Consider the following 25,113-nt stretch of genomic DNA (forward strand, 5'->3'; position numbering starts at 1 on the left):
GCGCCGCCCGGGTGTTCCGGCCATTCGCGCGCACCGCCGGGACAAATGAATTACCAGACGTGAGGCGAATATAGGCACGGCCAAGCGCAAGCGGGAGGGGCACCCGCGCGCCGCAAACGGGCGCGCGGGGCCGAACATGTCAGGTGCCGGTGCCCTCGAAGCACCAGGCCAGGATGCCCTTCTGCGCATGCAGGCGGTTCTCGGCCTCGTCGAACACCACCGATTGCGGGCCGTCCATGACCTCGTCGGAGACCTCCTCGCCACGATGGGCGGGCAGGCAATGCATGAAGATGGCCTCGGGCGCGGCCCGGGACATGAGGTTGCGGTTGACCTGATAGGGCATGAGCATGTTGTGCCGCTTCTCGGTCTCCTTGTCGCCCATGGACACCCAGGTGTCGGTCACGACGCAGTCCGCGCCGTCCACGGCCTTTTCCGGGTCGCGCATGAAGCTGACATTGGCCTTGGTGCGCTTCACGAAGTCCTTGAGCGCCTGACGCGGCGACAATTCCTTCGGGGTGGCCACCTTCAGCGCGAAGTCGAAGCGCTCGGCCGCATGGACCCAGGAGGCCAGCACGTTGTTGGCGTCGCCCGTCCAGGCCACCGTGCGCCCGGTGATGGGGCCTTTGTGCTCCTCGAAGGTGAGCACGTCGGCCATCACCTGGCAGGGATGGGAGATGCGGGTGAGCCCGTTGATGACCGGAACCGTGGCGTTCTTGGCCAGCTCCATGAGCTGATCATGGTCCAGGATGCGGATCATGATGGCGTCCACGAACCGCGAGAGAACCCGCGCCGTGTCCGCGATGCTTTCGCCCCGGCCCAGTTGCATCTCCTGCCCGGTGAGCATGATGGTGTCGCCGCCGAGCTGGCGCATGGCCAGATCGAAGGAGACCCGCGTCCGGGTGGAGGGCTTATCGAACACCATGGCGAGCGACTTGCCCGCCAGGGGATGCGCATCGCTCCCCGCCTTGCGGCGGGCCTTCAGGTCCTTGGAGATGTCGATGACGCGCCGGAGTTCCTGCGCGGGAATGTCCGTCAGATCCAGAAAATGACGCACGCCGTTGTCCTTCATTCCGCAGCCCCCTTCACGGTGGGGAGCTGGAAGTCCTCTTCCAGGCGGCGACAGGCCGCATCGATCTTGTCGCAGGCGATGGCGATGTCCTCGTCGCTCACCGTCAGCGGAGGCAGGAGGCGCACCACATTGTCGCCCGCGCCCGGCACCAGCATGCCTTCCGCACGCAGCGCCACCACCAAATCGGCGGCCGGCACATGGGCCCGCAGGCCCAGCAGCAGGCCCTCGCCGCGCACGTCGGCGATCACCGCCGGGTGGCGATCCTTGAGCGCCGCGAGACGCTGCCGGAACAGCGTGCTGGCATAGCGGACGCGATCGAGGAAGCCCTCCTCCAGGACCTTGTCCAACACCGCATTGCCCACCGCCATGGCCAGCGGATTGCCGCCATAGGTGGAGCCGTGGGTGCCGAGCGTCATGCCCTTGGCCGCTTCCTCGGTGGCGAGGCACGCCCCCATGGGGAAGCCACCGCCAATGCCCTTGGCCACCGACATGATGTCCGGCCGGATGCCCGCCGCCTCATGGAAGAACAGGTGGCCGGTGCGCCCGACGCCGCTCTGTACCTCGTCCAGCACCAGCAGCATGCCCTTCGCGTCGCACAGCTCGCGCAGGCCGCGCAGGAAGTCGAGGGAGGGAACGCGCACGCCGCCTTCGCCCTGGATAGGCTCCACCAGAATGGCGCCGGTCTCCGGGGTCAGCGCCGCTTCCACGGCCGCGAGATCGCCGAACGGTACCTGATCGAAGCCGTCGAGCGCCGGCCCGAAGCCTTCCAGATACTTGGCGTTGCCGCCCGCGGCGATGGTGGCGATGGTGCGGCCGTGGAAGGCGCCCTCGAAGGTGATCATGCGCGGCCGCTCACGGCCGCAGGCATGGTGATAGCGCCGCGCGGTCTTGATGGCGCATTCCAGCGCCTCCGCGCCGGAATTGGTGAAGAACACCGTGTCCGCGAAGGTCGCCTCGGTGAGGCGCCGGGCGAGACGCTCGCCCTCGGGAATGCGGAACAGGTTGGAGATGTGCCACAGCTTCTGGGCCTGCGCGGTGAGCGCCTCCACCAGATAGGGATTGGCATGGCCGAGCACGTTCACCGCGATGCCGGCCGTGAAATCGAGAAAACGTCGCCCGTCCGTGGTGACGAGCCAGCAGCCCTCTCCCCGCTCGAATTCGAGATCGATGCGTGCATAAGTCGGCAGGACGGGGGTGATCACGGAACGAGCCCTCCCAAGGGCCTGACGGACGCGCCGGTTATTTTTGCCGGCTCGACATCCGCGTGGTTACAAAAACGCCAAAGGCCGCCCCATCTGCGGGGGCGGCCCGACGGGCGCGGATTCTAATGATCGCGCGCGCGCGGTCAATACGAAGCTCAGGGTTAAAAATTCCATAACGAACTGGGGAAAACGGCGCCCCGCGCCATTCTGACTCTGTGCGGGAGTCGGCGCATATTGTAGTTTCACCCTCGCCGACCACGATATGTCGTGCGGTGCGTTTCCTACAGGTGTCGGTCACCTTCCGTCCCGCGCGCGGTAAGCGCGTTCCGGGGAACGCGGAGGGAGTCCGGCAAGATGCGGCCAGGAGCGGATCGAAGGGGGCTGAGCCGGCCGCCTTCGGGAATCCGGCTTCTTATTGAATGACACGGCGTCTGACGCCCCGCTGGGCGAGGGACGCCCGTCAAGGAGGAGAACGATGAGCTGGAATGATGAGCGCGTCGAACTCTTGAAGCGGCTGTGGGGCGAAGGTCTCTCCGCCAGCCAGATCGCCGGCGAATTGGGTGGCATCACCCGAAATGCGGTGATCGGTAAAGTACATCGCCTCGGCCTGTCCGGTCGCGTGAAGAGCGCCACGCCGGCCCGCCCGCGCAAGACCCGGCCCGAGGCCTCCGCCCCGCGCCCCAATCCGCGCCCCGCCACCCTGGGCAACACCGCCCTGGCGCCCGCCTTCGAGGCGCTCGTGGAGGCCGCCCCGGCCCCCGCGCCAGCGCCCGCGACGGACAATGTGGTGCCGCTGGCCCAGCGCTGCACCATCATGAACCTGACCGAGAGCACCTGCCGCTGGCCGGTGGGCGAGCCCGGTACGGCCAGCTTCTATTTCTGCGGCTCGCGCAGCGTGACCGGGATGCCCTACTGCACCCAGCATGCGCGCATGGCCTACCAGCCGGTCCAGGACCGGCGGCGCGATCGGCGTCTCGCCAATCTGCGCTGACCGGCGCCGCCCCACGGGGCGGTTCCCATTCCGGAGAGACAAAGGCCGATCCGCCCGCGCGGATCGGCCTTTTTTCTTGTTGGCTGAGCGGATGGGGGGAGATGGCGTCACGGAAAACCGAAACGCCCCTTCCCCTGCCGCCCCAGCTTTCATGGCAAACGCTCCCCGGCCCGGCATGGAACTGCCGAGCCGGGAGCGCACCACGCTTACTCGTTGATGGACGCGCCGGAGGCCTTCACCACCGGGCCCCACTTGGCCAGTTCCGCCTTCACATGCTCGCTCAGCTGAGCCGGGGTGGAGCCGACGGCCACGGCGCTGAGGTCCGCCAGCTTGGCCTTCACCTCGGGATCGGCCATGGCCTCCATGCAGGCCTTGGCCAGCTTGTCCACGATGGCGGTGGGCGTTCCGGCCGGCGCGAAAATGGCGTTCCAGGAATAGGTCTCGTAGCCCGGCAGGCCGGATTCATTCACGGTGGGCATGTCCGGCGCGGCGGGCGAGCGGTCCTTGGTGGTCACGGCGAGGCCGATCACCGTGCCCTTGCGGATATGACCGATGGACGAGGGCAGGTTGTCGAACATGATCTTCACCTGGCCGGACATGACATCCACCAGGGCCGGGCCGGCGCCCTTATAGGGCACATGGACCATCTTCACGCCCGCCATGCTCTCGAACAGGGCGCCGGACAGATGCAGCGGCGTGCCGATGCCCGAGGACGCATATTCATACTTGTCCGGATTGGCCTTCAGCAGCGCGATGAGTTCGGCGGTGGTCTTCACGTTCAGCGAAGGGTGGACCACCACCACGTTGGGCACGTTCACCAGCAGCGAGACGGGGGCGAAATCCTTCACCGGGTCATAGGGCATCTTGGTGTAGAGCGCGGGGTTGATGGCATGGGTCGCGACCGTGCCCATGAGCACGGTGTAGCCATCCGGCGGCGACTTGGCGACGGTGGCGGCGCCGGTATTGCCGCCCGCGCCCCCACGGTTCTCCACAATAACGGGCTGCTTGAGGATGTCCGTCATCTTGGCAGCGATGATGCGCGCCACGATGTCGGTGGAGCCGCCCGCGGCGAACGGCACGACGAGACGAATGGCGCGGTTCGGAAAATCATCGGCGGACTGGGCGTGGGCGGCGCCCGTCATCATGGTCAACGCAATCGCGGCCGCTGAGAAAAAGCGTTTCATACTTGGCGTCCTCCCTTTTGTTATCGGTAGGGTACACGGCGACGATGAAGACGCCGAGCCCCACCCTCAGTCCATTAGACTTAGAGTGCGATCGACCCACCTTGAAGCACCCGTGTGCTTCAAGGTGGGTCGTGAATCGCTCTCTATCAATGACTTAGAGGCTGATTCACAAATCAGGCCGGTTCAACCTGATTGGATCAGGCTCCTGGAGGATACGACCTCCGCGTGCCCGGTCAAAAGATCATCTGACCGAAGGGAATGCGCGGATGGCCTGAAACGTATTGGTCCGGGTGGGCGGAACGCCGCCGTTTGGCTTGGGCCACAGGCCGGAGTCGGATCGACATTTCAGCGGTTTGAACGGCCCCTGTATGAAAACAGCGTCATGGCCGGGCTTGTCCCGGCCATCCACGATGGTTCCGCCAGGGGCTCGCTCGGCGTAGAGGCGTGGATGCCCAGGACAAGCCCGGGTATGACGGCCGGAAAACCGCTGATTTCGCTCACCTTCCGATTGCCAACCGCGCCTGACGCTTCCGTGTTTCATGGCCCCCCAGAACCGCCCGGGGCCTAAACGCCCGCCGCGCCGCCGTCCGCGCGCGGGTCGTGGGCGCCTTCCACGCCGCCCTTGGGGTGCAGAACCACCGCACCCGCATGGCCCATCGTGTCCGAATAGGCCTCGGGCAGCACTTCCACATCATGCCCGGCCTTCAGAAGCGCGGAGACGACGCTGTCGTCGAAGCGGTTCTCCAGGCGCAGATTGGTCTGCACCGATCCCCACGTGCGGCCCAGCAGCCAGCGGGGCGCGGCGATGGCGGCGCCCAGCGGCTCGCCGTAGAAGACATGGCGCGTGAACACCATGGCCTGGGTCTGGGGCTGCCCCTCCCCGCCCATGGTGCCATAGGCCATCACGCGCCCATCCTTCAGCTCGGCCAGCGCCGGATTGAGGGTGTGGAACGGGCGACGGCCGGGAACCAGCGGGTTCACGGACTTCGGGTCCAGCGAGAAGCTGGCGCCCCGGTTCTGCATCAGCACGCCGGTGGAGGGCAGCACGCAGCCGGAGCCGAACTCGAAGAAGATGGACTGGATATAAGAGACGGACAGGCCCGAGGCATCGGTGGCGCCGAGCCAGATGGTATCGCCGGGCGCCGCCGGCTGCGGCCAGGGTAGCGCCCGGCGCATGTCGATGCGCGCCGCATCCGCATCGAGCGCGGCGGGGCTCAGGATGGCCGCAAGATCGTGGCGCAGGTGCTCGAAATCGCAAACCACTTTGTCGCGCACCAGGAAGGCCCGCTTGGTGGCCTCCACGAGGCCGTGGACATAGGCGAAATCCTCCGCATGCGGCACCTTCAGGCGTTCGAACAGCGCCAGGATCAGCAGCGAGGCGAGCCCCTGCGTGGGCGGAGGCGCATTATAAAGCGTGCCGTGGGCGCTGCGCACCGAGAGGGGCGCGCGGGTAACGGCCCGGTAGCGCTGCAGATCGGCACGGGTGACCGGGCTGCCGATGGCCTCCAGGTCGCCCGCAATCTCGCGGCCCACATCGCCGCGATAGAAATCGTCGAGCCCGGCGCGGGCGAGATGCTCCAGCGTGTCGGCGAGCTTGGGATTGGCGATCACCTGCCCCACTTCCGGCACCTTGCCGCCGGGCATGAAGGTGGCCGCGAAGCCCGGCGCATCCTCCAGCTCCGCGCGCTTGGCGGCGGTCAGCTCCGCCTGGGAGCGGGAGACGGCGACACCGGCGCGCGCATGGGCAATGGCCGGGGCCAGCAGGTCCGCGAGAGGCAGGCGCCCGCCCACGGCAGCGCCGGCAGCGCGGGCCAGTTCCCATCCGCCGACCGCGCCGGGGACGGTGAGCGCCGCGAGCGGCCCCCGGAACGGGATCGTGTCATAGCCCTTGTCCCGGTAGAAGGCGGTGGTCGCATGGGCGCCGGCGAAGCCGCACGCCTCGATATAATGGACCCGGCCGGAGGGCTCGCGGATCAGCCAGAAGCCGTCGCCGCCCAGATGGTTCATGTGGGGATAGACCACCGCGATGGCCGCCGCCGCCGCAAGGGCGGCCTCCACCGCATTGCCGCCCTCGGCAAGAATCCGGCGCCCCGCTTCCACCGCGAGGCTATGGGGCGCGGCAACGACCGCGCGTGCGCACCTGACGCTCTCGTGCATGGGACCTCCTGAGAGGGCGACCCGCCGAGACGGAGACGCCATGGCCTTCCTCCGGACGGGGAAAGGCCCTCGACTTCAACGATGAGAGGCGGGTTCACCACCTCCACGGGATGGCTAGAGTGGTTCAGCCTTTCATGGAACCGCTGAAGCACTCTATCTCTTTGCTATTGCGCGTTTCCTTCCCGCGAACCGCTTCACACTTCGCGGGGAAACGCTCGAAGGCCATTGCGTGGAAGCGCAACCGTCTCCGGGGGACACTTGACCGAGACGCCGCCGCATCGCAGTGTCCCGGCGAATTCAACCGGCTTTCTTGATCGGTTTGTTCCCGATGGCGGGACAAAGTGCAAGCCGATCCGTGGCGCCGTCCATCGGCGCCGGACAGGAGATAAAGAATGGCAACGTCCAAGAAGGGCGGCACCCCCATGTTCACCGTGGTGAGCGCCACCGTTTTCGTGGGCATCCAGGCCATCGCCACCGGCATCGCGGCCGGCTGGGCGATCGCGGGCCTCTTCAATCTGGGGGATGCGGGCGAGTATGTGCTGATGGCCCTGTTCGCGGTGCCCGCCCTCTATGCCACCTACCGCTACGGCCGCTCCGCCGCCAAGACCGAAGCCGCCCTCGCCGCCTGAACGGCAGGGGCCGGGCAGGCCCCTTTTTGAGCGCGCTCCGGCCTCGCGTCACGCCGCGCCGGGCGCCCAGCGGGTGACGATGTCCGCAAGCTGCGGGCGCGGGCGGTCTGCCGGGATTTCGGCGGGGCTGCCCAGATGGATGAAGCCCGCCACCTGCTCGCCCGGCTTGACGCCCAGCAGCGCCGCCGCATCCGGATCGCGCCCCGGCCATTTCAGCAGCCATTGCGCCCCATAGCCCATTGCCGCCGCCGCCGACACCAGGGCCATGCCCGCCGCCCCAGCCGAGAGCACCTGGTTGAAGACCGGCACTTTGGCGGCCGGATCGGGCCGGCTCACCAGCACCACAGTCACCGGCGCGCGCATGAGATAGTCCCGCCACATGCTGGCCTTGGCGGGCGCCAGGTCCGGATTCTGGCGGGCATACAGCGCATCGAGCTGCGCGCCCGCTTCGCCGCGCGCCTCCCCCTCCAGCACGATGAAGCGCCAGGGAACGAGGCGGCCATGATCGGGCACGCGGGCCGCCAGTGTCAGCAGCAGGTCCAGTTCCTCGGCGCTGGGGCCGGGCGCCACCAGCGAGCGCAGCGGCAGGGAGCGCCGGTGCACGAGAAGGTCCAGGGCCTCCAAGCGGGCCTGCCGCTCCAGGGGCGTTCCGTCATGGACGGTGCCCGCGGCATGGGCATGAGACGGGCTGTGCGCCATCAGGCCGTTGCCACCCGGCGCGCGGCAAGGCTCAGGGCCGCGTCATAATCCGGCACCAAGGCAAGGTGCCCCGGCTCGGCCACAAGGCCCATGCGCCGCATGATCTCGGCGGCGGACGGCTTGAGGCCCGACAGGATGACCTTGGCTCCGGACCCCTGGCAGCGGCGCAGGAAATCCTTGAGGGCGGCGACGCCCGTGGCATCCACCAGCGGCACCTCCTCCATGCGCAGGATGAAGACGCGAGGTGGCTGGCCGATCTGGTCAAGCACCTCGGACAGGCGGGCAGCGGCACCGAAGAAGAGCGGCCCGCGCACCTCGAACACCTCCACACCGGCGGGCAGGTGCGCCCGCGCGTCCTCCTCCTCCGTGTCGGCGGGCGGGGCGACGCTGGCGCTCTCGGCCATGCGGTGCATGAACAGGACGGCGGCCAGCACCACGCCGGCGGCGATGGCGACGGTGAGGTCCACCGCCACGGTCAGCACGAAGGTGAGGAGCAGCAGCATCCGGTCGCCCAAGGGGGCGCTCATGAGGTGGCGCATCTTGTCCACCTCGCTCATGTTCCACGCCACCACCATGAGGATGGCAGCAAGGCTGGCGAGCGGGATGTAGACGGCGAGCGGCGCCAAAAGGAGCATCACCGCCAGCACGAACACCGCATGCAGCACCCCGGCCACGGGCGAGCGCGCGCCGGCCCGGATATTGGTGGCCGTGCGGGCAATGGCGCCGGTGGCCGGCAGGCCGCCCACCAGAGCGGAGGCCGCATTGGCCACGCCCTGGGCCAGAAGCTCCGCATTGGGCCGGTGCCGGCCACCGGTCATGCCATCGGCCACCACGGCGGAGAGCAGGCTCTCAATGCCCGCGAGGAAGGCGATGGTGAGGGCGCTGGGCAACAACTCGGCGAGGCGCGCCAGGGTGATGACCGGCAGATGCGGCATGGGCAGGCTCGCCTCCAGCGCACCGAAGCGCGAGCCGATGGTGGCGACGGGAAGCTGGAGCACCGACACCGCCACCGCGCCCAGCACCACCGCCAGCAGGAAGCCCGGCACCTTCGGCGCATAGCGTCGCAGGACCAGGATCAGCAGCAGGGCCGCAACCGACAGGAGCGTGGTGGGCCAGGAAAGGCCCGAGAGATGGGCGAGGAGGGATTGCCATTGCGGGACCACCGCAGCGGGCAGGTTCTCGATGGTGAGGCCGAGAAAATCCTTCACCTGGCTGGAAAAGATGATGACCGCGATGCCCGCCGTGAAGCCGGTCACCACCGGCTCGGGGATATAGCGCATGAAATTGCCGAGCCGGGTGACCGCCGCGACCGTCAGGATGACGCCCGCCATGAGGGTTGCCAGCACCAGCCCGTCGAAGCCGTGGACGTGGATCACATTGGCCACCACCACCACGAACGCGCCGGTGGGCCCGCCGATCTGGGTGCGGCTGCCGCCCAGCGCGGAAATGAGGAGCCCGGCCACCACCACCGTCACGAGCCCGGTCTCGGGCGCGGCCCCGGAGGCGATGGCCAGCGCCATGGCCAGCGGCAGGGCCACGATGGCGACGGTCAACCCCGCCACGGCGTCGCTGCGCAGGTCGGCGAGCCGGTAGCCTTGGCGCAATACGGTTACGAGTTTCGGCACCAGTCCGTCGCGGCGGGCGGAAACGTGCCGGCCCTGGGGGGAGCCAGCCATAGACGTCATGGACGATCCTAGAATAGGTCCAAGAAGCACGTCGCCCACCCGCGGAGTGGGGGAACGGCGCAGGCGAGCATCATACGCCCTCGATGCGCGCGAACGGCAGTAAACATTCATGTACCAAATCGTCACTGATGTGTGTTAGTCTCGAAAGTGCCGGCTTCCAGCGTATTTTGTTTTCGTAACGCGCGGATGCCGGGAGTGTCCATTAGGCTGCGAGGCGAGAAGCTGGTTGCTGATTTGAACGTGTCGTCAGGACTCCACTGGTTCGTCCGAAGACGTGAGCAATAAGCGCCGACAAGTTCAGCAATGGTGGATGGCCCTAGCCAGTATTGGCGACCTGACCTCAACGGAATTAGACATGAGCCGTAACCGAGACTTCCGAGAGCCGCGCCGTCGCGGATTTGATGACGACTTCACGCCGCCCCCCCGTGACCGTGGTTTTGGAGGAGAGCGCGCGTTCTCCTCGCCCAGCAGCTTCAGCGCTCCCGCTCCCTCGGGCCCGCCCATCGACGCGACGGTGAAGTGGTTCAATCCCGAGAAGGGTTTCGGCTTCGTCGAGCTCGCGGATGGCTCCGGCGACGTGTTCCTGCATGCCCGCGCCCTTGAGGCCGCCGGCCAGGAAAGCGTTCCTCCCGGCTCCAAGCTGTCCGTGCGCGTCGGCCAGGGCCAGAAGGGCCGTCAGGTCACCGAAGTGCTCGAAGTGGACACCTCTACCGCTGAAGCGGCTCCCCCGCGTCGTGAGCGCGCTCCGGGCGGCTTCGGCGCCGGCCCGCGTGCCGGCGGCCCTGGTGCTGGCGGCTTCGGCGGCGGCCCGCGTGCCCCGTCCGGCCCCACCGAAGAGCGTGTGGGCACCGTGAAGTGGTACAACCCCGAGAAGGGCTTCGGCTTCATCGCGGTGGAAGGCGGCGGCAAGGACGTGTTCGTGCACGTCACCGTCGTGTCCCGTTCGGGCCTCAACGATCTCGCTGAAGGCCAGCGCGTCGTGGTGCAGGTGGGTCAGGGCCCGAAGGGTCCGGAAGCTCGCGGCATCGAGGTCGCTGACTGATCCATCAGGTTGGCTTTCGTCAACCGGAACGGGCGCAGCATCGCTGCGCCCGTTTCCATTTCGGCGCCTCCACCGGGCGTCCAACCGCAGCCTCGTCAGATTTGCGCCGGGCGCAATTGCTGAATGGTTGATCGGCGCATCATGTCCGGCCATGGTGCAACCCGCCGAACGGGCCGAGCGGCAGGCGGCCCCTTGAGCGGCATCTCCCGACTTCTTCATGAGGACTTTTCAGGATGGCGCATAGCACCGAGGTCGAGCTTTCCGCTCTGCTCGCCCGTTTGAAGACCGCCCAGCGCGAGTTGCTCCTCACTGCCGCAGGCACGCAGACCCTTCCCTCCGACGGGACCATCCGCAAGATTTCCGAACTCGAAGGCGTCATCGCCGCCACAGAAGCCCTGCTGGAGGAAATCCACCACAAGCGCTGAGTGCAAGCACGCCTCCTCCGCTTGCCCCCAAGGCCTGGCAAACCAGCGGCCACCTGGCGACTTCCCTCCGCTCAAATATATCTCTGCCCCTTGGGGGCCGTCCGCGCTCCACACCGCGGCACAGCGCGCCACGGAAGGCGGGGCAACCAAGTGCTCCGCCCCATGGCGGAGAGTGGCGCGCCACTATCGCCGTCAAAGCGATAAATTGCGGGCTGGCCTTTTCAGGGGGCCCAAGAGCGCACCTTCCCGGAGAAACGACGGCGATACCAGCTGTCGCCAGAAACGCGCGCGGCGCTTCGGGATTAACGCAGAAGACGGCGAAGGTCGGATCGCCCTGTGACACGGCAATGCTACGTCGATGAGATCGCAGGCGTGACGGAACTCAACTCCCCTTAGCCATAACGATTGGCTGCGACTATCTCTCTTCGCGTACCGCAGCTTCTGGGTGACCTCTTTCTTGCATTAAGGAAGGCCGGCCATTTCTCGCGACACCGCGCACCGAATGACCCAGCCCATTGCCCATGACGTAACGGTCAGGTTGTTAGGCTGTTTGGCGCCCTCAAAGCAGCCGCAACCTGTCGATCGACGATGGCACCTGCCGCCTAGTTCCAGGGTCACGCGAATCGCTTCCCACTGAGCATTGGAAGCGCTCGTGGATGCCCCTTTCCGGGAGGAGCACCCCCATCACGTCCGTAACTGCACCTGTCGCCTCTTCCGCCAGTCCAAGCACCATTGCCGCAGCGTGGTCTGGCCGGGCTTTTCGATAAGCTGATAGCTGATCCAACTGAACAGGGCACAGAAGGCGGTGAAGAGAACCGCAGACAAGGCCGGGTTCCTTATGGACGCCTCGGAGGTGATCGGGCCCACCATCTCGATCAGCATGTAATGCCAGATATAGAGCGAATAGGAAATCAAGCCGAAGAACGCGAGAACACGCCAGAGCAGCGTCGTCTCATATCTCCGATAGGCAGCCACCCCGGAAAAAATAACGACGGACCACGCAATGGAGACGCTCATCGACGACCATCGGTCCATCGACATGATCACCGCCACCGCCACGGCGCTCCAGAAGAACAGCGGCTTCGGTATGAGCGTGAAATTGGCGAACGCCATGCCGATGACAAACAAGAAAAATAGCCGCAGGAACGGGGAGAACATTGCCCCAGGATATTGAGATGCATACCAGCTTGTAAAAATCGCTATTCCCACCACAACAAAAAAATACCCGCGCAACTTATGCAGGAATGGAACCAATATATAGAATAAAACTTCAAGCGTTATAGTCCAAAGAACTGGATTTATAGACCGCGCAGCACTCGGATTCAGCGTTTGGGTAAATGTAATATTTCTGAATATTGTATAAAAATTCAAATTTTGCTGAAAAGGACTCAGGAATGGGAACACCAAAATGCCAAAGGCAAGAGCGGCATAATAGAGCGGCATGATGCGCGTGGCACGATGTACTGCGTATTCGTACAGTCCGCCGGGTCGCTCCAACGTACGATTGGCAGATACCCAAATAAGGTATCCTGACATGATAAAGAACAGATAGACACCAATCTCTCCGGCATAGCCGCGATATGGCGACAAAATGCCAGGCTGAACGAGATTGTATGCATCCGCATGCGAAAAAAGCACAAGGAGTGCGGCGACACCGCGAAGAACATCAATCGCAATATGATTCTGATAAAATGGATGACGCTCGAACATTCAGTCCCCCTTCCACCCATCTCTGGAACAGCCCTCCCCCTGGAAGGCTGGCCATATCCGAAACGGCTTGCCTCTCAGGCCGGCTCTTCGTTTCCATATCGCTCCGCCAGCAGGCGAGCAACGGCGGCTCTCAGGTCCGGCAGGCCCTCTCCGGTCTCGCTGGAGGTGGGGAAGATCTCGGGATAGGCGGCCGGGCGCTTGCGGATGCGCTGCTGCGTCTCCGCGATCCGCTCCACCAATGCGGTGGGCTTGATCTGGTCCGCCTTGGTCAGGACGATGGCATAGGACACCGCAGCCTTGTCCAGCAGGTCCAGGATCTCCTCGTCCACCGGCTTGATGCCGTGCCGGCTGTCGATCAGCACAAACACCCGCGCCAGATTGACCCGCCCCCGCAGATAGCCGCGGATGGTCTGCGTCCAGGCATCCACCTTCTCCTTGGGCGCCTTGGCGAAGCCGTAGCCGGGCATGTCTACCAGGGTGAGCTGCGGGCCCATGCGGAAGAAGATGAGTTCCTGCGTGCGGCCCGGCGTCACCGAGGTGCGCGCCAGCGCCTTACGGCCGGTCAGCGCATTGACGAGGCTCGACTTGCCCACGTTGGACCGCCCCGCCAGGGCGATCTCCACGCCCGTCATGGGCGGCAGGGTCTCGATGGTGGGGGCCGCGGTGATGAAGTTCCATTCCGCCGCGAACAGGAGGCGCCCGGGTTCGCGGAAGGGATCTTCGGTAGGCCCGTCTGGGGGGAGTGCGTCAGTCATGGAGCGCTTATGGGTCGAGATGCGCTCCGCCGCAAGCGGGACGGATACGGCGGGGACGACGCCAGACCTTGTCCCCGCCGCGCTCCAGGGCGGAAGGCGGGTCTACCCGCCCTCCTCCGTGTGTCTTGGCATGCGCGCCGCTCCCCGGCGCGCACCCTCAGCTTTTGGTTGACGCCTTCTTCTTGAAGACGGACCGCATATTGTCCCACAGCTCGATCTTGACCCCGTGGCGGCGCATGATGACCGCCTGCTGGAGCACCGAGAGGGTGTTGTTCCAGGCCCAGTAGATCACCAGTCCGGCCGCGAAGTGCGCGAGCATGAAGGTGAAGATCACAGGCATCCAGTTGAAGATCATCTGCTGCGTCGGGTCCGGCGGAGCAGGGTTGAGCTTCATCTGCACCCACATGGTGACGCCCATGATGAGCGGCCAGGCGCCGAGCATCAGATAGGCCCCGATCACCGGCACGGAGCCGGGGTTCCACGGGATGAGGCCGAACAGGTTGAAGATGGTGGTCGGGTCCGGCGCGGAGAGGTCGTGAATCCAGCCGAAGAAGGGCGCATGCCGCATCTCGATGGTCACGAACAGCACCTTGTACAGCGCGAAGAAGACCGGGATCTGCACCAGGATGGGAAGGCAGCCCGCAACCGGGTTCACCTTCTCCTTCTTGTACAGTTCCATGGTGGCTTGCTGCTGCTTGGTCCGGTCATCCTTGTAGCGCTCGCGGATGGCCATCATTTCCGGCTGGAGCGCCTTCATCTTCGCCATGGAGGCGTAGGACTTGTTGGCCAGCGGGAAGAAGACCAGCTTGAGCAGCACGGTCACGATGAGGATGGCGACGCCGAAATTGCCGACGAGGTGATAGATCCAGTCGATGACCAGGAAGAGCGGCTTGGTGATGAAGTAGAACCAACCCCAGTCGATCAGCAGGTCGAACCGGTCGATATTGTACTGGCGCTGATAGCCGTCCACCACGGCCACCACCTTGGCGCCCGCGAACAGGCGGCCTTCCGAGGAGGCGCTGGCGCCCGGCTGCACGGTCTTGCCCGCGCCGAGGAAGTCCGCCTGGAAATTACGGACATTGTTGCTGGTGGTGGTGGAGGAGAAGCGGGCATCGATCTGGGAGGACTGGTCGGGAATGACCGTCGCCGCCCAATATTTGTCGGTGATGCCCAGCCAGCCGCCGGTCGCCTTGTAGAGGTGGGGCTGGCCGTCCTCGATCTTGGAATAGGTGATCTCCTGAAGGCCGGCATCGCCGAGCACGCCGATCATGCCTTCATGGAGAATGTAGAAGCCCTGCGTCTGCGGCAGGCCGTGGCGGGTCACGAGCGCGTAGGGATAGAGCGTGACGGGCGCGCCGCCGCGATTCTCCACGTCGTCCTTCACGGTGAACATGTACTGCTCGTCCACCGCGTAGGTCCGCTTGAACAGCAGGCCTTCGCCATTGTCATAGGTGAGGACAAGCGGGCTGGACGCGGTCAGGGGGCCGGAGGCCACGGTCCAGAGCGTATCGGGACCGGGCACCTTCACGGTGGCACCGGGCGCGATGGTCCAGCCGAATTCCGCATAGAAGGGATGGGGCGAACCGGCCGGCGCCAGGAGCACGATGTTCGGGCTCTTGGGATCGACGGTCTCGTGATAGTCCAGCAGGGACAGGTCATCGACCCGGCCGCCCTTGAGCGAGATGGAGCCCTTCAGGCGCGGCGTGTCGATGGCGACGCGCGGGGTGGCCGCGAGGGCCTGGTCGCGAGTGAGCGCCCGGCCCAGGGCCTGTGCCGCACCCGGCTGCGCGCCGCCGGGAACAGCCGCGCCGCCCGCCTGCGTTTCCGCGGCGCCCTGCTGCTGCTGGGCCTGCTCGGCCTGCTGCAGAACGCGCTGCTGCTCGGCTTGCTGGCGCTGCTTCTCGGCCAGCGGCATACCGTAGAAGTATTGCCAACCGATCATGATCGCCAGCGACAGGCCGATGGCGATGAACATATTCTTGTTTTGGGTCATTCCGAGCGGGCTCCGTCGGCGCGGGCGGATCTATCTGCGGATGTCTTGCCGGAGCTTCCATGCAGCCGGCTCACGGCGCGCTCAAGGTCGCGCACCAGATCTGAAAAGGGCGCGTGCAAGGCATGCAGCCGCGCCACCATCACGTAATCGTATCCGGGCCGGGACGCAGCGGGCATCACCGCCCGCGCCACTTCCCTGAGGCGCCGCCGGATCCTGTTGCGCACCACGGCATTCCCCACCTTCTTGGTGACGGTGAAGCCGATGCGCACGTCCGGCGTGTCGCGGCGATTGCGGCCCTGCAAGAGCAAAGAAGCGACCCCGGCCTTCTCAGCCCGGGCCGCCGCCAAAAAATCACGACGCTTGCGGAGGCGGTCCATGGCGCGCGGCTCCGCAGCCGTCATGCCTCACGCGGACAGGCGCTTACGGCCGTGGGAGCGGCGGGCTGCGATGATCTTGCGGCCGTTCATGGTCGCCATGCGCGCACGGAAGCCGTGCCGACGCTTGCGCACGAGCTTGCTCGGTTGATAGGTGCGCTTCACGGTGAATTCTCCGGATAGTTATGCGGCCGCGTCAGCATCCGTGAGACCGTTGCCCGCAGCCTTTGCCGCGAACAGGGCTCCCTTCGAGATCGCCTCGAAACGGGAGATCACCTCGAAAACGGAGCCAGCCTCAGGAGCCGGAGCCGCCCAAGTTCGGGACGGGCTTATAGGGGCGGATGGCCGCGCAGTCAATGTCAAACCACGCTGCCCGGCCCCCTGTGGAGGATGCGCCGCACCCAAAAAGGGGCGCCGCAACGGCAGGCTGCCTCCCGTCCACGGCCCCGACGTGGGGCCGATGCCGGGCGGACGGGGCGGTGGTCCGTGGGAACACCACGGACCCTCGCCTCAGTCCCGCGCGACCGTCTCCGGCGCGCGGGGGGGTGCAGGAGCCTCGGCGGCAGGCTCCGCATTGGCCTCGACGGCCGGCACAGGCTCCGGCGCCGCCTCGGTTTCGCCCGCAGCGGCCACCGTGGTCTCGATGGCGTCGGGGGTGGAATCGAACAGGCTGGAATCCATCCCTTCCGGCGTCGGATCGCTGGAGGGCTCCGGCGCGTCGGTGAGCACATGGGCCAACATGCCGCGCGCCACCTCCCGCTCGCCCATGATGATGAAACCCGCCCCGTTGCTGCGCAGGTGGTCCACCTCCGCCTCGGAATGGGCGCGGGCGATGATCTCCAGATCCGGATTGAGCGCACGCGCCTTCTTCAGCACGCTGCCCGCCTCGAAACCGTCGGGAATGGCCAGGATCAGGCGCCGCGCATACTGCACCTTGGCGGCGAGCAGAGCGTCCTGGGCGGCCGCATTGGCATCGATCACCTCGATTCCGGCCCCGCGCAGGGCCTCCACCGCGTCCTTGGCATCCTCGATCACCAGGATCGGCATGCCCGCGCTGTGCAGCCCCTCACAGACGAGGCGACCCACCCGGCCGTAGCCGACGATCACCGTATGGTCGCTCTTGTCGGTCACAGGAAGCAGGCGGACGGGCTTGGGCGGCTTCGCTGGCGCGTCCGGTGCATCCCCCGGCACGGGAGCCGGCTGCGCGGTGCGGGCCGTGAAGCGGTCCAGCAGGATGAAGCAGAAGGGGTTCACCAGGATGGAGACGATCGCGGCGGCGAGAATCAGGTCCCGCCCTTCCTTGGGCAGCAATCCCAAATCCATGCCGAGGGCGGCCAGGATGAAGGAGAATTCACCGATCTGGGCAAGGCTCGCCGAAATCGTGAGGCCGGTGGAGCGATCATAGCCGAACATGCGCACCAGGGCATAGGCCGCCACTGACTTGCCCACCAGCACCACCGCGACCGTGGCCAGCAGCGGGAGCGGATGCTCGATGACGATGCGCGGGTCCACGAGCATGCCCACGGATACGAAGAAGATCACCGCGAACGCATCGCGCAGCGGCAGCGTCTCCTCGGCGGCGCGGTGCGACAGCGGGCTCTCGCTCAGCACCATGCCGGCGAAGAAGGCGCCCAGCGCGAACGACACGCCGAACAGCACCGCCGACCCGTAGGCGACGCCCAGCGCGATGGCCAGCACGGCGAGGCGGAACAGTTCGCGCGAGCCGGTATGGGCCACCCAGTGCATGGCCCAGGGAATGACCTTGCGCCCCACCACCAGCATGAGCACCACGAAGGCCGCCACCTTGCCGAGCGTGATGGCGAGCGTCATCCAGATGCTCGCATCGCCGAAGAAATGATGCGCCGCGCCGCCGCCGGCCGCGTTTCCGCCCAGCGCTTCCGACACGGCCGGCAACAGCACCAGGGCGAGGACCATGGCCAGGTCCTCGACGATCAGCCAGCCCACCGCGATGCGCCCCTGCTCGCTCTCCACCAGCCGCCGTTCCTGCAGGGCGCGCAACAGCACCACCGTGGAAGCGACCGACAAGGCAAGGCCGAATACGATGCCCCCGCCGATGGGCCAGCCCATGCCCCAGGCCAGCCCCATGCCCATGAGGGTCGCGACGCCGATCTGCGCCACCGCGCCCGGAATGGCGATGGCGCGCACCGACAAGAGGTCCGAAAGGGAGAAATGAAGCCCCACGCCGAACATCAGCAGGATGACGCCAATCTCGGCGAGTTGGAGGGCGAGATGTTGATCGGCCACGAAGCCCGGGGTGAACGGCCCCACAAGGACACCCGCCAGCAGGTACCCCACAAGCGGCGAGATCCGCATGCGTTGCGCCAGCGCCCCAAGGATGAATGCGAGAACCAATGCCCCCACGATGGTTGAGATCAACGGCGTATCGTGGGGCACGAACAATCCTCCTGATTGAAATCCGGTCGGTTTTCTGGCGGGAACCTTCAGCGTAGCGGAAACGCGCGCAGCAGGAAGGGCCTCCAGGCATGCCCCCGGGGCACCCTGCCATGACCGAGCGTGAGCGGCACCATCTTCATATGGAGGGGAAATGGGACCAAGGAATGAAGGTTAAACAAAAAAGGCGCTGCCGAAGCAGCGCCTTGCCGTCGCACCCATGAAAAAACCGCCCTCAGAGCCAAGGCCGATCCGTCTTCATCCCCGCCTCGAAGCCGGTGATGCTCGTCTCCTTCTCCAGGGTCAGGCCGATATCGTCCAGGCCCTCCATGAGGCAGCGCTTGCGGAACGGGTCGATCTCGAAGGAGATGGCGCCGCCGTCCGGCCCGCGGATCTCCTGCGCGCCGAGATCCACGGTGAGCGTGGCATTGGCGCCGCGCTCGGCGTCCTCGAACAGCTTCTCCAGTTCCTCGGGGGAGACCACGATGGGCAGGATGCCGTTCTTGAAGCAGTTATTGTAGAAGATGTCGGCGAAGCCCGTGGAGATCACGCAGCGGATGCCGAAGTCCAGCAGCGCCCAGGGTGCGTGCTCGCGCGAGGAGCCGCAGCCGAAATTGTCGCCCGCCACCAGGACCTTGGCGTTGCGATAGGCCGGCTGGTTCAGGACGAAGTCCAGATTCTCAGACCCGTCCTCGTTGTAGCGCATCTCGGAGAACAGGCCCTTGCCGAGGCCGGTGCGCTGGATGGTCTTCAGATACTGCTTGGGGATGATCATGTCGGTATCGACATTGACCAGCTTCATGGGCGCCGCGACGCCCTCCAGAACCGTGAACTTTTCCATGATCGCCATCCTTCGGGCGGCCGTGCCGCCAGTCTCGTATTGATTTGAAATCAGATGTCGGCGGCGTCCTCGATCCGCTCCATGTCCTCGTCCGAGAGGCCGAAATGGTGGCCGATCTCGTGCACCAGCACATGGGTGACAACGCCGCCCAGGCTTTCCTCGTGTTCCGCCCAATAGTCGAGGATGGGGCGGCGATAGAGGAAGATCATGTTGGGCAGACGCCCGGTCTCCCCCACGGCCGCGTCCTGCGCCATGCCGATGCCGTGGAACAGGCCCAGCAGGTCGAAGGGCGTTTCCGCCTCCATCTCGTCCAGAACCTCGTCCGTGGGGAAATCCTCCACACGGATGACCACGCCCGCCACCAGGCGGCGGAAACTCTCCGGAAGCCCCGCGAACGCACGGTCCGCCAGCGCCTCCATGTCCTCCAGGGACGGCGCGACGCGCTCGCTCCAATCCTCGTGTGCGGGCATTCCTCGTGCCTCCCAAGGCGGGTAAGGAACCTTTAACCATGTGCCGCCGTTGAGAGCACAGACTGCACACGGAGGCTGACATGCTGCGCAAGCTGGCGGTCACGGCGAGTGTCGTGACCATTCTTGGCGTCGCCGCCTATTTCGCCCCTCAGGAAACCGGGCCTATCGCTCAGGCCGGAGCCCACGCGCCCATCGTGATTCTGGCGGCGTAATTCTGACGGCCTGACTGTTCGGGCGGCGGGTACACCGCCGCCCTCTTCCGCATCACGCGGCGTGGGGCCAGTTCCGCACGTCCACGAAACGGCCCGCAATCGCCGCCGCCGCCGCCATGGCGGGGGACACGAGATGCGTGCGGCCCTTGAAGCCCTGGCGTCCCTCGAAATTGCGGTTCGAGGTGGAGGCGCAGCGCTCTTCCGGCGAGAGCCGGTCGGGATTCATGGCAAGGCACATGGAGCAGCCCGGCTCTCGCCACTCGAACCCGGCTTCCTTGAAGATCAGGTCAAGGCCCTCGGCCTCGGCCTGCGCCTTCACGAGGCCGGAGCCGGGGACCACCATGGCGCTCACCCGCGCATTCACCTTCTGGCCGCCGATCATATGGGCCGCCTGCCGCAGATCCTCGATGCGTCCATTGGTGCAGGAGCCGATGAACACCCGGTCCAGCGCAATGTCGGTGATCTTGGTGCCGGCGGTGAGGCCCATATAGGCCAGGGCGCGCTTCTTCGCCCCGCGCTTCACCTCGTCCTCGATCAAATCGGGATCGGGCACCAGACCTTCCACGGAGATCACATCCTCCGGGCTCGTGCCCCAGGAGACGATGGGAGGCAGGCTCGCGCCGTCCAGGCGGATTTCGGTGTCGAAGAAGGCGCCGGGATCGGTGCGCAGCGTCTCCCAATAGCGGATGGCCGCATCCCAGTCCGCGCCACGGGGGCTCTTGGGACGATCCTTGAGATAGGCGAAAGCCTTCTCGTCGGGCGCCACGAGGCCCGCGCGCGCGCCGCCCTCGATGGACATGTTGCAGACCGTCATGCGGCCTTCCATGGAGAGGTCGCGGATGGTGTCGCCCGCATATTCGATCACATAGCCGGTGCCGCCGGCCGTGCCGATGGTGCCGATGATGGCGAGGACCACGTCCTTCGCGCCGACGCCTTCGGGCAATTGCCCGTCCACCGTCACGCGCATGTTCTTCGCCTTCTTCTGGATCAGCGTCTGGGTGGCGAGCACATGCTCCACCTCAGACGTGCCGATGCCGTGGGCGAGCGCGCCGAAGGCGCCATGGGTGGAGGTGTGGCTGTCGCCGCATACGATGGTGGTGCCGGGCAGCGTGAAGCCCTGCTCGGGGCCCACCACGTGCACGACGCCCTGGCGACGGTCGAAGCCGTCATAATATTCGATGCCGAACTCCTTCACATTCTCCGCCAAAGCGGCGATCTGCGCGGCGCTCTCGGGATCGGGGTTCGGCAGGGAGCGGTCGGTGGTGGGGACATTGTGGTCCACCACGGCCAGGGTCTTGTGCGGCGCGCGCACCTGGCGACCGGTCATGCGCAGCCCCTCGAAGGCCTGCGGGCTCGTCACTTCGTGGACGAGATGGCGGTCGATATAGAGGAGGCAGGTGCCGTCCTCCTGGCGCGAGACCACATGGTCGTCGAAGATCTTGTCGTACAGGGTGCGCGGGGCGCTCGCCGAGGTGCTCATGGGTGATATGTCCTAAGGATCGCCGACGCGCGAAGGCAGCGTCGGGCTGTGCCGGTGACTGACGGAGAAAGGTCGAGGGTCAGCGAAGCGCGGCGAGGGCCGCGGTCGTGAACCGGCCGAAGAAGCGCCCCGGCAGGCGCACATGATCCGGCACCGCGGCGAATTCCATGGTGGTGCGCGCATGGGTCCCGGCGGCGCAGAACGCGGCCAGAGACGGGCACGGACCATGGATGCGGCGAGGGCTCATGACATATTTTTAGCAGTTCCAGGCTCGCGCGACAATGGATTGCGCACCGCCATCGAACAAGGGCCGCCGCCGGTTACCGGGGGCGGCCCTCACAATGTCGTCAGGCCGCGGCCTGCCTCACTCGGCGGCGATGCGGACCTGAGGCTGGGCGTCCCGCACGGAGGCGTCCACATGCTTCTCGAAGCGCGCGAAATTCTCCTGGAACATGGACACGAGGCGGCGCGCCGTCACGTCGAAGTCCGCCTTGTCCGCCCAGGTCTTGGACGGATAGAGGATGTGCGGCTCGACGCCCGGCAGCGAGGTGGGCACCGCGAAACCGAAATAGGGGTCGGTGCGGAACGCCACGTCCTTCAGCGAGCCGTTGAGGGCCGCCGTGAGCAGGGTGCGCGTGACCTTGATGGGCATGCGTCGGCCGACGCCGAACTTGCCGCCGGTCCAGCCGGTATTCACCAGCCAGCAATCCACGCCATGCTCCGCGATGAGGCTGCGCAGCATGTTGCCGTAGACGCTGGGGTGGCGCGGCAGGAAGGGGGCGCCGAAGCAGGTGGAGAAGGTGGCCTCGGGATCCTTCACGCCCTTTTCCGTGCCGGCGACCTTGGCGGTGTAGCCGGACAGGAAGTGGTACATGGCCTGGTCGGGGGTCAGGCGCGCGATGGGCGGCATGACGCCGAACGCATCCGCCACCAGCATGATGATGTTCTTGGGCTGCCCCGCCTTGCCGCTGGGGCTGGCATTGGGGATGAAGTCCAGCGGATAGCAGGAGCGGGTATTCTGGGTCAGGCGGCCATCGTCGAAGTCCGGCACCTGGGTCACGGGATCGAGGATGACGTTCTCCAGGATGGTGCCGAAGCGGTTGGAGGCCGCGAAGATCTCGGGCTCCGCTTCCTTGGAGAGGTTGATGGTCTTGGCATAGCAGCCGCCTTCGAAATTGAAGACGCCGCCCTTGCCCCAGCCATGCTCGTCATCGCCCAGCAGGGTGCGGTTGGGATCGGCCGACAGGGTGGTCTTGCCGGTGCCCGACAGGCCGAAGAACACCGCCACGTCGCCGTCCTGGCCCACATTGGCCGAGCCGTGCATGGGCAGCACGCCCTTGGCGGGGAGCAGGTAGTTCAGGAAGGTGAAGACCGACTTCTTCATCTCGCCCGCATAGGACGAGGAGCCGATGAGCACGATGCCGCGCTTGAAGTTCACCGCGATGACGGTGTCCGAGCGCACGCCGTGGCGGGCAGGATCCGCCTTGAAGCTCGGCAGGTCGATGATGGTCATCTCGGGCACGAAGCCGTCAAGCTCGGACCGCTCGGGCCGGCGCAGCATGGTGCGGATGAACAGCGAGTGCCAAGCGTATTCGGTATAGACGCGCGCCTTGATCTGGTAGTCGCGGTCGGCGCCGCCATAGAGGTCCTGGGCGTAGAGCGTCTTGCCCTCGGCGGCCTTCAGGAAGTCTTCGTAGAGGACATCGAACTGCGCTTCAGTGATGGCGCCGTTATTGTCCCACCATACCTCACCCTCGGTGGCGGCATCCTTGACGACGAACTTGTCCTTGGGGCTGCGGCCGGTATGCACGCCGGTCTCGGCGGCGAGCGCGCCGCCACTGGTCAGGCGGGCCTCGCGATTGGCGAGCGCATGCTCATACAGCGCCGGCTCGGTCAGGTTCCAATGTACGCCCGCAAGCTGCCGCAGCCCGAAGCTGTCCGCGCCGCAGGCGCTGTTGCGTTGTCCGGTCTCGAGCACGGCTCGTCTCCTCTGGCCTTCAACATGACGTTGCACGCCTGCCCGCTTTCGCTGAGCTTTGGCGGAAGCGCGGAACTTAGAGGGCGGCACGGGTTCTGTGAACCACTTCGCCCCCATTTAAAAACGATTTAATCTCAGCTTTTCTTCAATTACGCGCTTCTTTCGCAAGTGCCACAAGAACTTCTCGCACCGCAGCAAGACTTGTTGCGCGACGCGGGAAAGGCAGGCGCCGCACCTGGGACTCCAGTTGCAGATCGCAGCCGGACGGGTCGATGGCGATCATGCGCCAGTCACCGGCCTGTGCGCCGAGGAGCGCCGTGGCATAGAGGCCGATGGCGTCCGCATGATCCGAATTCATATGGTCGAGGACCCCCTTCGCCCGTTCGCGCACCTCGTCCGCCTCCGACCAGTCGATGGTGATCGTGGCACCGGGCAAGGTGGAGATGCGGCCGAACCCTTCCACCAGATGAACCTCCTCACACGACACGCGATAGAAGGCGAAGTCGGCGAAGTCCACATAGGTTGCCGCGTCCGCATGCCATGTGAGGAACCGCCCCTTCACCGCGTCCGCCTCCACCCGCGCGATCCGGCCAATGAGGCTGGCGCGGGGCGCGTTCATAGGGTCCGCGGCCCGCACATCGGTCACGAGAAGCGAAACCTTGTCGTCCCGTTTCAGGTTCCCCGTATGGCGGGCGAGATCCGACAGGAGCAGCAGCGGCGCGCCGTCCGCGTCGGGCGCCACGGTCACCAGCGAAACATAAGGCGCGCCGCCCTCCTCCAGGGTGGCAAGGCTCGCATAGCGCGCCTCGCGCAGCAGGCGAACCACGGTGGCGGAGAGGTCGTTGGGCATGGCGGCAATCCGGAAAAGGCGGGAAATCTGGGGTGCAAGGCAGGCATGGCGCGCGCGCCTTGGCCACCTGTGGAAGCTCCCGCGTTGTTGATAAAGGGTTTTGGCGCTATTTTTAGGCGACGGACACGCGCAGTGTCACATTTCGGCCACGCGAACGGGGTTCACCCCTGTTAGATCAGCGTTGCCGCCCGACGCTTGAAAAGAGGTGTCATGCCCACGATCGCCCTCGTCGATGACGACCGTAACATCCTGACCTCCGTCTCCATCGCGCTGGAGGCCGAGGGCTACAGGATCGACACCTATACCGATGGCGCCTCCGCCCTCGACGGTTTCAAGTCCAATCCGCCCGACCTCGCCATCTTCGACATCAAGATGCCCCGCATGGACGGCATGGAGTTGCTGCGGCGCGTGCGGCAGAAGACCGACATGCCGGTGATCTTCCTCACCTCCAAGGACGAGGAGATCGACGAATTGTTCGGCCTCAAGATGGGCGCCGACGACTTCATCAAGAAGCCCTTCTCCCAGCGCCTGCTGGTGGAGCGGGTGAAGGCGGTGCTGCGCCGCTTCGCCGGCAAGGACGGCACCGCCCCGCGCGAGACGGACAGCGCCAAGGTGCTGGAGCGCGGCCTGCTGCGCATGGATCCCGAGCGCCACACCTGCACCTGGAAGGGCGAGCCCGTGACCCTCACGGTCACCGAGTTCCTGATCCTCCAGGCGCTCGCCCAGCGCCCGGGCGTGGTGAAGAGCCGCAACGCGCTGATGGATGCGGCCTATGACGATCAGGTCTATGTGGACGACCGCACCATCGACAGCCACATCAAGCGGCTGCGCAAGAAGTTCAAGTCCACGGACGACAATTTCGATATGATCGAGACCCTGTACGGGGTCGGCTACCGCTTCAAGGAAGCGTGAGAGCGGGCGCCCGAAGGAGCCCGCGCTCCGGGCGCCCATCCCC

24 protein-coding genes are annotated in these 25,113 nt (G+C 66.0%); 6 read left to right on the forward strand and 18 right to left on the reverse strand.

Features of this window, described 5'->3' with window-relative positions:
* Positions 1 to 139 precede the first annotated feature (139 nt).
* A complete protein-coding gene (gene argF / locus EJJ38_RS15195; RefSeq protein WP_127090961.1) occupies positions 140 to 1,069 on the reverse strand; it encodes an ornithine carbamoyltransferase in 930 nt (309 codons plus the stop codon).
* Positions 1,066 to 2,271, reverse strand: coding sequence for an aspartate aminotransferase family protein (locus tag EJJ38_RS15200; RefSeq protein WP_127090962.1), 1,206 nt, complete (start codon positions 2,269 to 2,271; stop codon positions 1,066 to 1,068). Before EJJ38_RS15200 ends, argF begins: the two co-directional genes overlap by 4 nt.
* A 475-nt stretch (positions 2,272 to 2,746) precedes the next feature.
* Here EJJ38_RS15200 and EJJ38_RS15205 point away from each other — a divergent pair, with 475 nt between their 5' ends.
* Complete coding sequence (locus tag EJJ38_RS15205) at positions 2,747 to 3,262, forward strand: GcrA family cell cycle regulator (RefSeq protein ID WP_127090963.1); 516 nt, start codon at positions 2,747 to 2,749, stop codon at positions 3,260 to 3,262.
* A gap of 206 nt (positions 3,263 to 3,468) precedes the next feature.
* Here EJJ38_RS15205 and EJJ38_RS15210 read toward each other — a convergent pair whose 3' ends face one another.
* Positions 3,469 to 4,446, reverse strand: a complete 978-nt coding sequence (locus EJJ38_RS15210) for a Bug family tripartite tricarboxylate transporter substrate binding protein (protein ID WP_127090964.1) — start codon at positions 4,444 to 4,446, stop codon at positions 3,469 to 3,471.
* 564 nt (positions 4,447 to 5,010) lie between these two features.
* Positions 5,011 to 6,603, reverse strand: coding sequence for a gamma-glutamyltransferase family protein (locus EJJ38_RS15215; protein ID WP_127090965.1), 1,593 nt, complete (start codon positions 6,601 to 6,603; stop codon positions 5,011 to 5,013).
* 392 nt (positions 6,604 to 6,995) lie between these two features.
* Between EJJ38_RS15215 and EJJ38_RS15220 the strand changes: the two genes are divergently transcribed.
* Positions 6,996 to 7,232 carry a hypothetical protein gene (locus EJJ38_RS15220; RefSeq protein ID WP_127090966.1) on the forward strand — a complete coding sequence of 79 codons (237 nt, stop codon included), beginning with the start codon at positions 6,996 to 6,998 and terminating at the stop codon, positions 7,230 to 7,232.
* Between the two features lie 48 nt (positions 7,233 to 7,280).
* On the opposite strand, the gene EJJ38_RS15225 is transcribed toward EJJ38_RS15220, so the two are convergent.
* Both EJJ38_RS15225 and EJJ38_RS15230 read right to left on the reverse strand, forming a co-directional pair.
* The gene (locus EJJ38_RS15225; RefSeq protein ID WP_127090967.1) at positions 7,281 to 7,931 is read right to left on the reverse strand and encodes a nitroreductase family protein; all 651 of its coding nucleotides are present in this window, start codon (positions 7,929 to 7,931) and stop codon (positions 7,281 to 7,283) included.
* The gene (locus EJJ38_RS15230) at positions 7,931 to 9,616 is read right to left on the reverse strand and encodes a SulP family inorganic anion transporter (protein ID WP_245454262.1); all 1,686 of its coding nucleotides are present in this window, start codon (positions 9,614 to 9,616) and stop codon (positions 7,931 to 7,933) included. Before EJJ38_RS15230 ends, EJJ38_RS15225 begins: the two co-directional genes overlap by 1 nt.
* Positions 9,617 to 9,971: 355 nt before the next feature.
* Here EJJ38_RS15230 and EJJ38_RS20805 point away from each other — a divergent pair, with 355 nt between their 5' ends.
* Both EJJ38_RS20805 and EJJ38_RS15240 read left to right on the forward strand, forming a co-directional pair.
* On the forward strand, positions 9,972 to 10,658 hold the full coding sequence (locus EJJ38_RS20805; protein ID WP_164738524.1) for a cold-shock protein: 687 nt from the start codon (positions 9,972 to 9,974) through the stop codon (positions 10,656 to 10,658).
* 233 nt (positions 10,659 to 10,891) lie between these two features.
* On the forward strand, positions 10,892 to 11,083 hold the full coding sequence (locus tag EJJ38_RS15240) for a hypothetical protein (protein WP_127090968.1): 192 nt from the start codon (positions 10,892 to 10,894) through the stop codon (positions 11,081 to 11,083).
* Between the two features lie 684 nt (positions 11,084 to 11,767).
* On the opposite strand, the gene EJJ38_RS15245 is transcribed toward EJJ38_RS15240, so the two are convergent.
* The 8 genes from EJJ38_RS15245 to EJJ38_RS15280 all read right to left on the reverse strand — a co-directional run bounded on the left by EJJ38_RS15245 (position 11,768) and on the right by EJJ38_RS15280 (position 19,638).
* A complete protein-coding gene (locus tag EJJ38_RS15245; RefSeq protein WP_127090969.1) occupies positions 11,768 to 12,793 on the reverse strand; it encodes an acyltransferase family protein in 1,026 nt (341 codons plus the stop codon).
* Positions 12,794 to 12,867: 74 nt separating this feature from the next.
* Positions 12,868 to 13,548 (reverse strand): ribosome biogenesis GTP-binding protein YihA/YsxC, encoded by a 681-nt coding sequence (yihA, locus tag EJJ38_RS15250; protein WP_127090970.1) that lies wholly within the window; start codon positions 13,546 to 13,548, stop codon positions 12,868 to 12,870.
* A 157-nt stretch (positions 13,549 to 13,705) separates the two neighbouring features.
* On the reverse strand, positions 13,706 to 15,541 hold the full coding sequence (gene yidC, locus EJJ38_RS15255; protein ID WP_127090971.1) for a membrane protein insertase YidC: 1,836 nt from the start codon (positions 15,539 to 15,541) through the stop codon (positions 13,706 to 13,708).
* Positions 15,538 to 15,918, reverse strand: coding sequence for a ribonuclease P protein component (gene rnpA, locus EJJ38_RS15260; protein ID WP_127090972.1), 381 nt, complete (start codon positions 15,916 to 15,918; stop codon positions 15,538 to 15,540). Before rnpA ends, yidC begins: the two co-directional genes overlap by 4 nt.
* Positions 15,919 to 15,945: 27 nt before the next feature.
* A complete protein-coding gene (gene rpmH / locus EJJ38_RS15265; RefSeq protein ID WP_127090973.1) occupies positions 15,946 to 16,080 on the reverse strand; it encodes a 50S ribosomal protein L34 in 135 nt (44 codons plus the stop codon).
* 345 nt (positions 16,081 to 16,425) lie between these two features.
* A complete protein-coding gene (gene ybaL, locus EJJ38_RS15270) occupies positions 16,426 to 18,330 on the reverse strand; it encodes a YbaL family putative K(+) efflux transporter (protein WP_127090974.1) in 1,905 nt (634 codons plus the stop codon).
* Between the two features lie 232 nt (positions 18,331 to 18,562).
* Entirely contained in the window at positions 18,563 to 19,168 is a 606-nt protein-coding gene (gene leuD, locus EJJ38_RS15275) for a 3-isopropylmalate dehydratase small subunit (protein ID WP_127090975.1), read from the reverse strand.
* Positions 19,169 to 19,218: 50 nt separating this feature from the next.
* Positions 19,219 to 19,638 (reverse strand): metallopeptidase family protein, encoded by a 420-nt coding sequence (locus EJJ38_RS15280; protein ID WP_127090976.1) that lies wholly within the window; start codon positions 19,636 to 19,638, stop codon positions 19,219 to 19,221.
* An 80-nt stretch (positions 19,639 to 19,718) separates the two neighbouring features.
* Here EJJ38_RS15280 and EJJ38_RS20810 point away from each other — a divergent pair, with 80 nt between their 5' ends.
* On the forward strand, positions 19,719 to 19,850 hold the full coding sequence (locus EJJ38_RS20810; protein WP_274704737.1) for a hypothetical protein: 132 nt from the start codon (positions 19,719 to 19,721) through the stop codon (positions 19,848 to 19,850).
* Between the two features lie 52 nt (positions 19,851 to 19,902).
* Here the strand turns inward: EJJ38_RS20810 and leuC are convergent, their stop codons facing one another.
* The 4 genes from leuC to EJJ38_RS15295 all read right to left on the reverse strand — a co-directional run bounded on the left by leuC (position 19,903) and on the right by EJJ38_RS15295 (position 24,158).
* Positions 19,903 to 21,330: a 3-isopropylmalate dehydratase large subunit gene (gene leuC, locus EJJ38_RS15285; protein WP_127090977.1), complete on the reverse strand. Its 1,428-nt coding sequence runs from the start codon at positions 21,328 to 21,330 to the stop codon at positions 19,903 to 19,905.
* Between the two features lie 79 nt (positions 21,331 to 21,409).
* Entirely contained in the window at positions 21,410 to 21,577 is a 168-nt protein-coding gene (locus EJJ38_RS20340; RefSeq protein WP_164738506.1) for a hypothetical protein, read from the reverse strand.
* Between the two features lie 117 nt (positions 21,578 to 21,694).
* Positions 21,695 to 23,308, reverse strand: coding sequence for a phosphoenolpyruvate carboxykinase (locus EJJ38_RS15290; protein WP_245454263.1), 1,614 nt, complete (start codon positions 23,306 to 23,308; stop codon positions 21,695 to 21,697).
* Between the two features lie 145 nt (positions 23,309 to 23,453).
* Positions 23,454 to 24,158, reverse strand: a complete 705-nt coding sequence (locus EJJ38_RS15295; RefSeq protein ID WP_127090979.1) for a HugZ family pyridoxamine 5'-phosphate oxidase — start codon at positions 24,156 to 24,158, stop codon at positions 23,454 to 23,456.
* 210 nt (positions 24,159 to 24,368) lie between these two features.
* Here EJJ38_RS15295 and EJJ38_RS15300 point away from each other — a divergent pair, with 210 nt between their 5' ends.
* Positions 24,369 to 25,070 (forward strand): response regulator transcription factor, encoded by a 702-nt coding sequence (locus EJJ38_RS15300; RefSeq protein WP_127090980.1) that lies wholly within the window; start codon positions 24,369 to 24,371, stop codon positions 25,068 to 25,070.
* Positions 25,071 to 25,113 lie beyond the last annotated feature (43 nt).

It is taken from the genome of Aquabacter cavernae, from assembly GCF_003993795.1.
GTDB lineage: Bacteria > Pseudomonadota > Alphaproteobacteria > Rhizobiales > Xanthobacteraceae > Aquabacter > Aquabacter cavernae.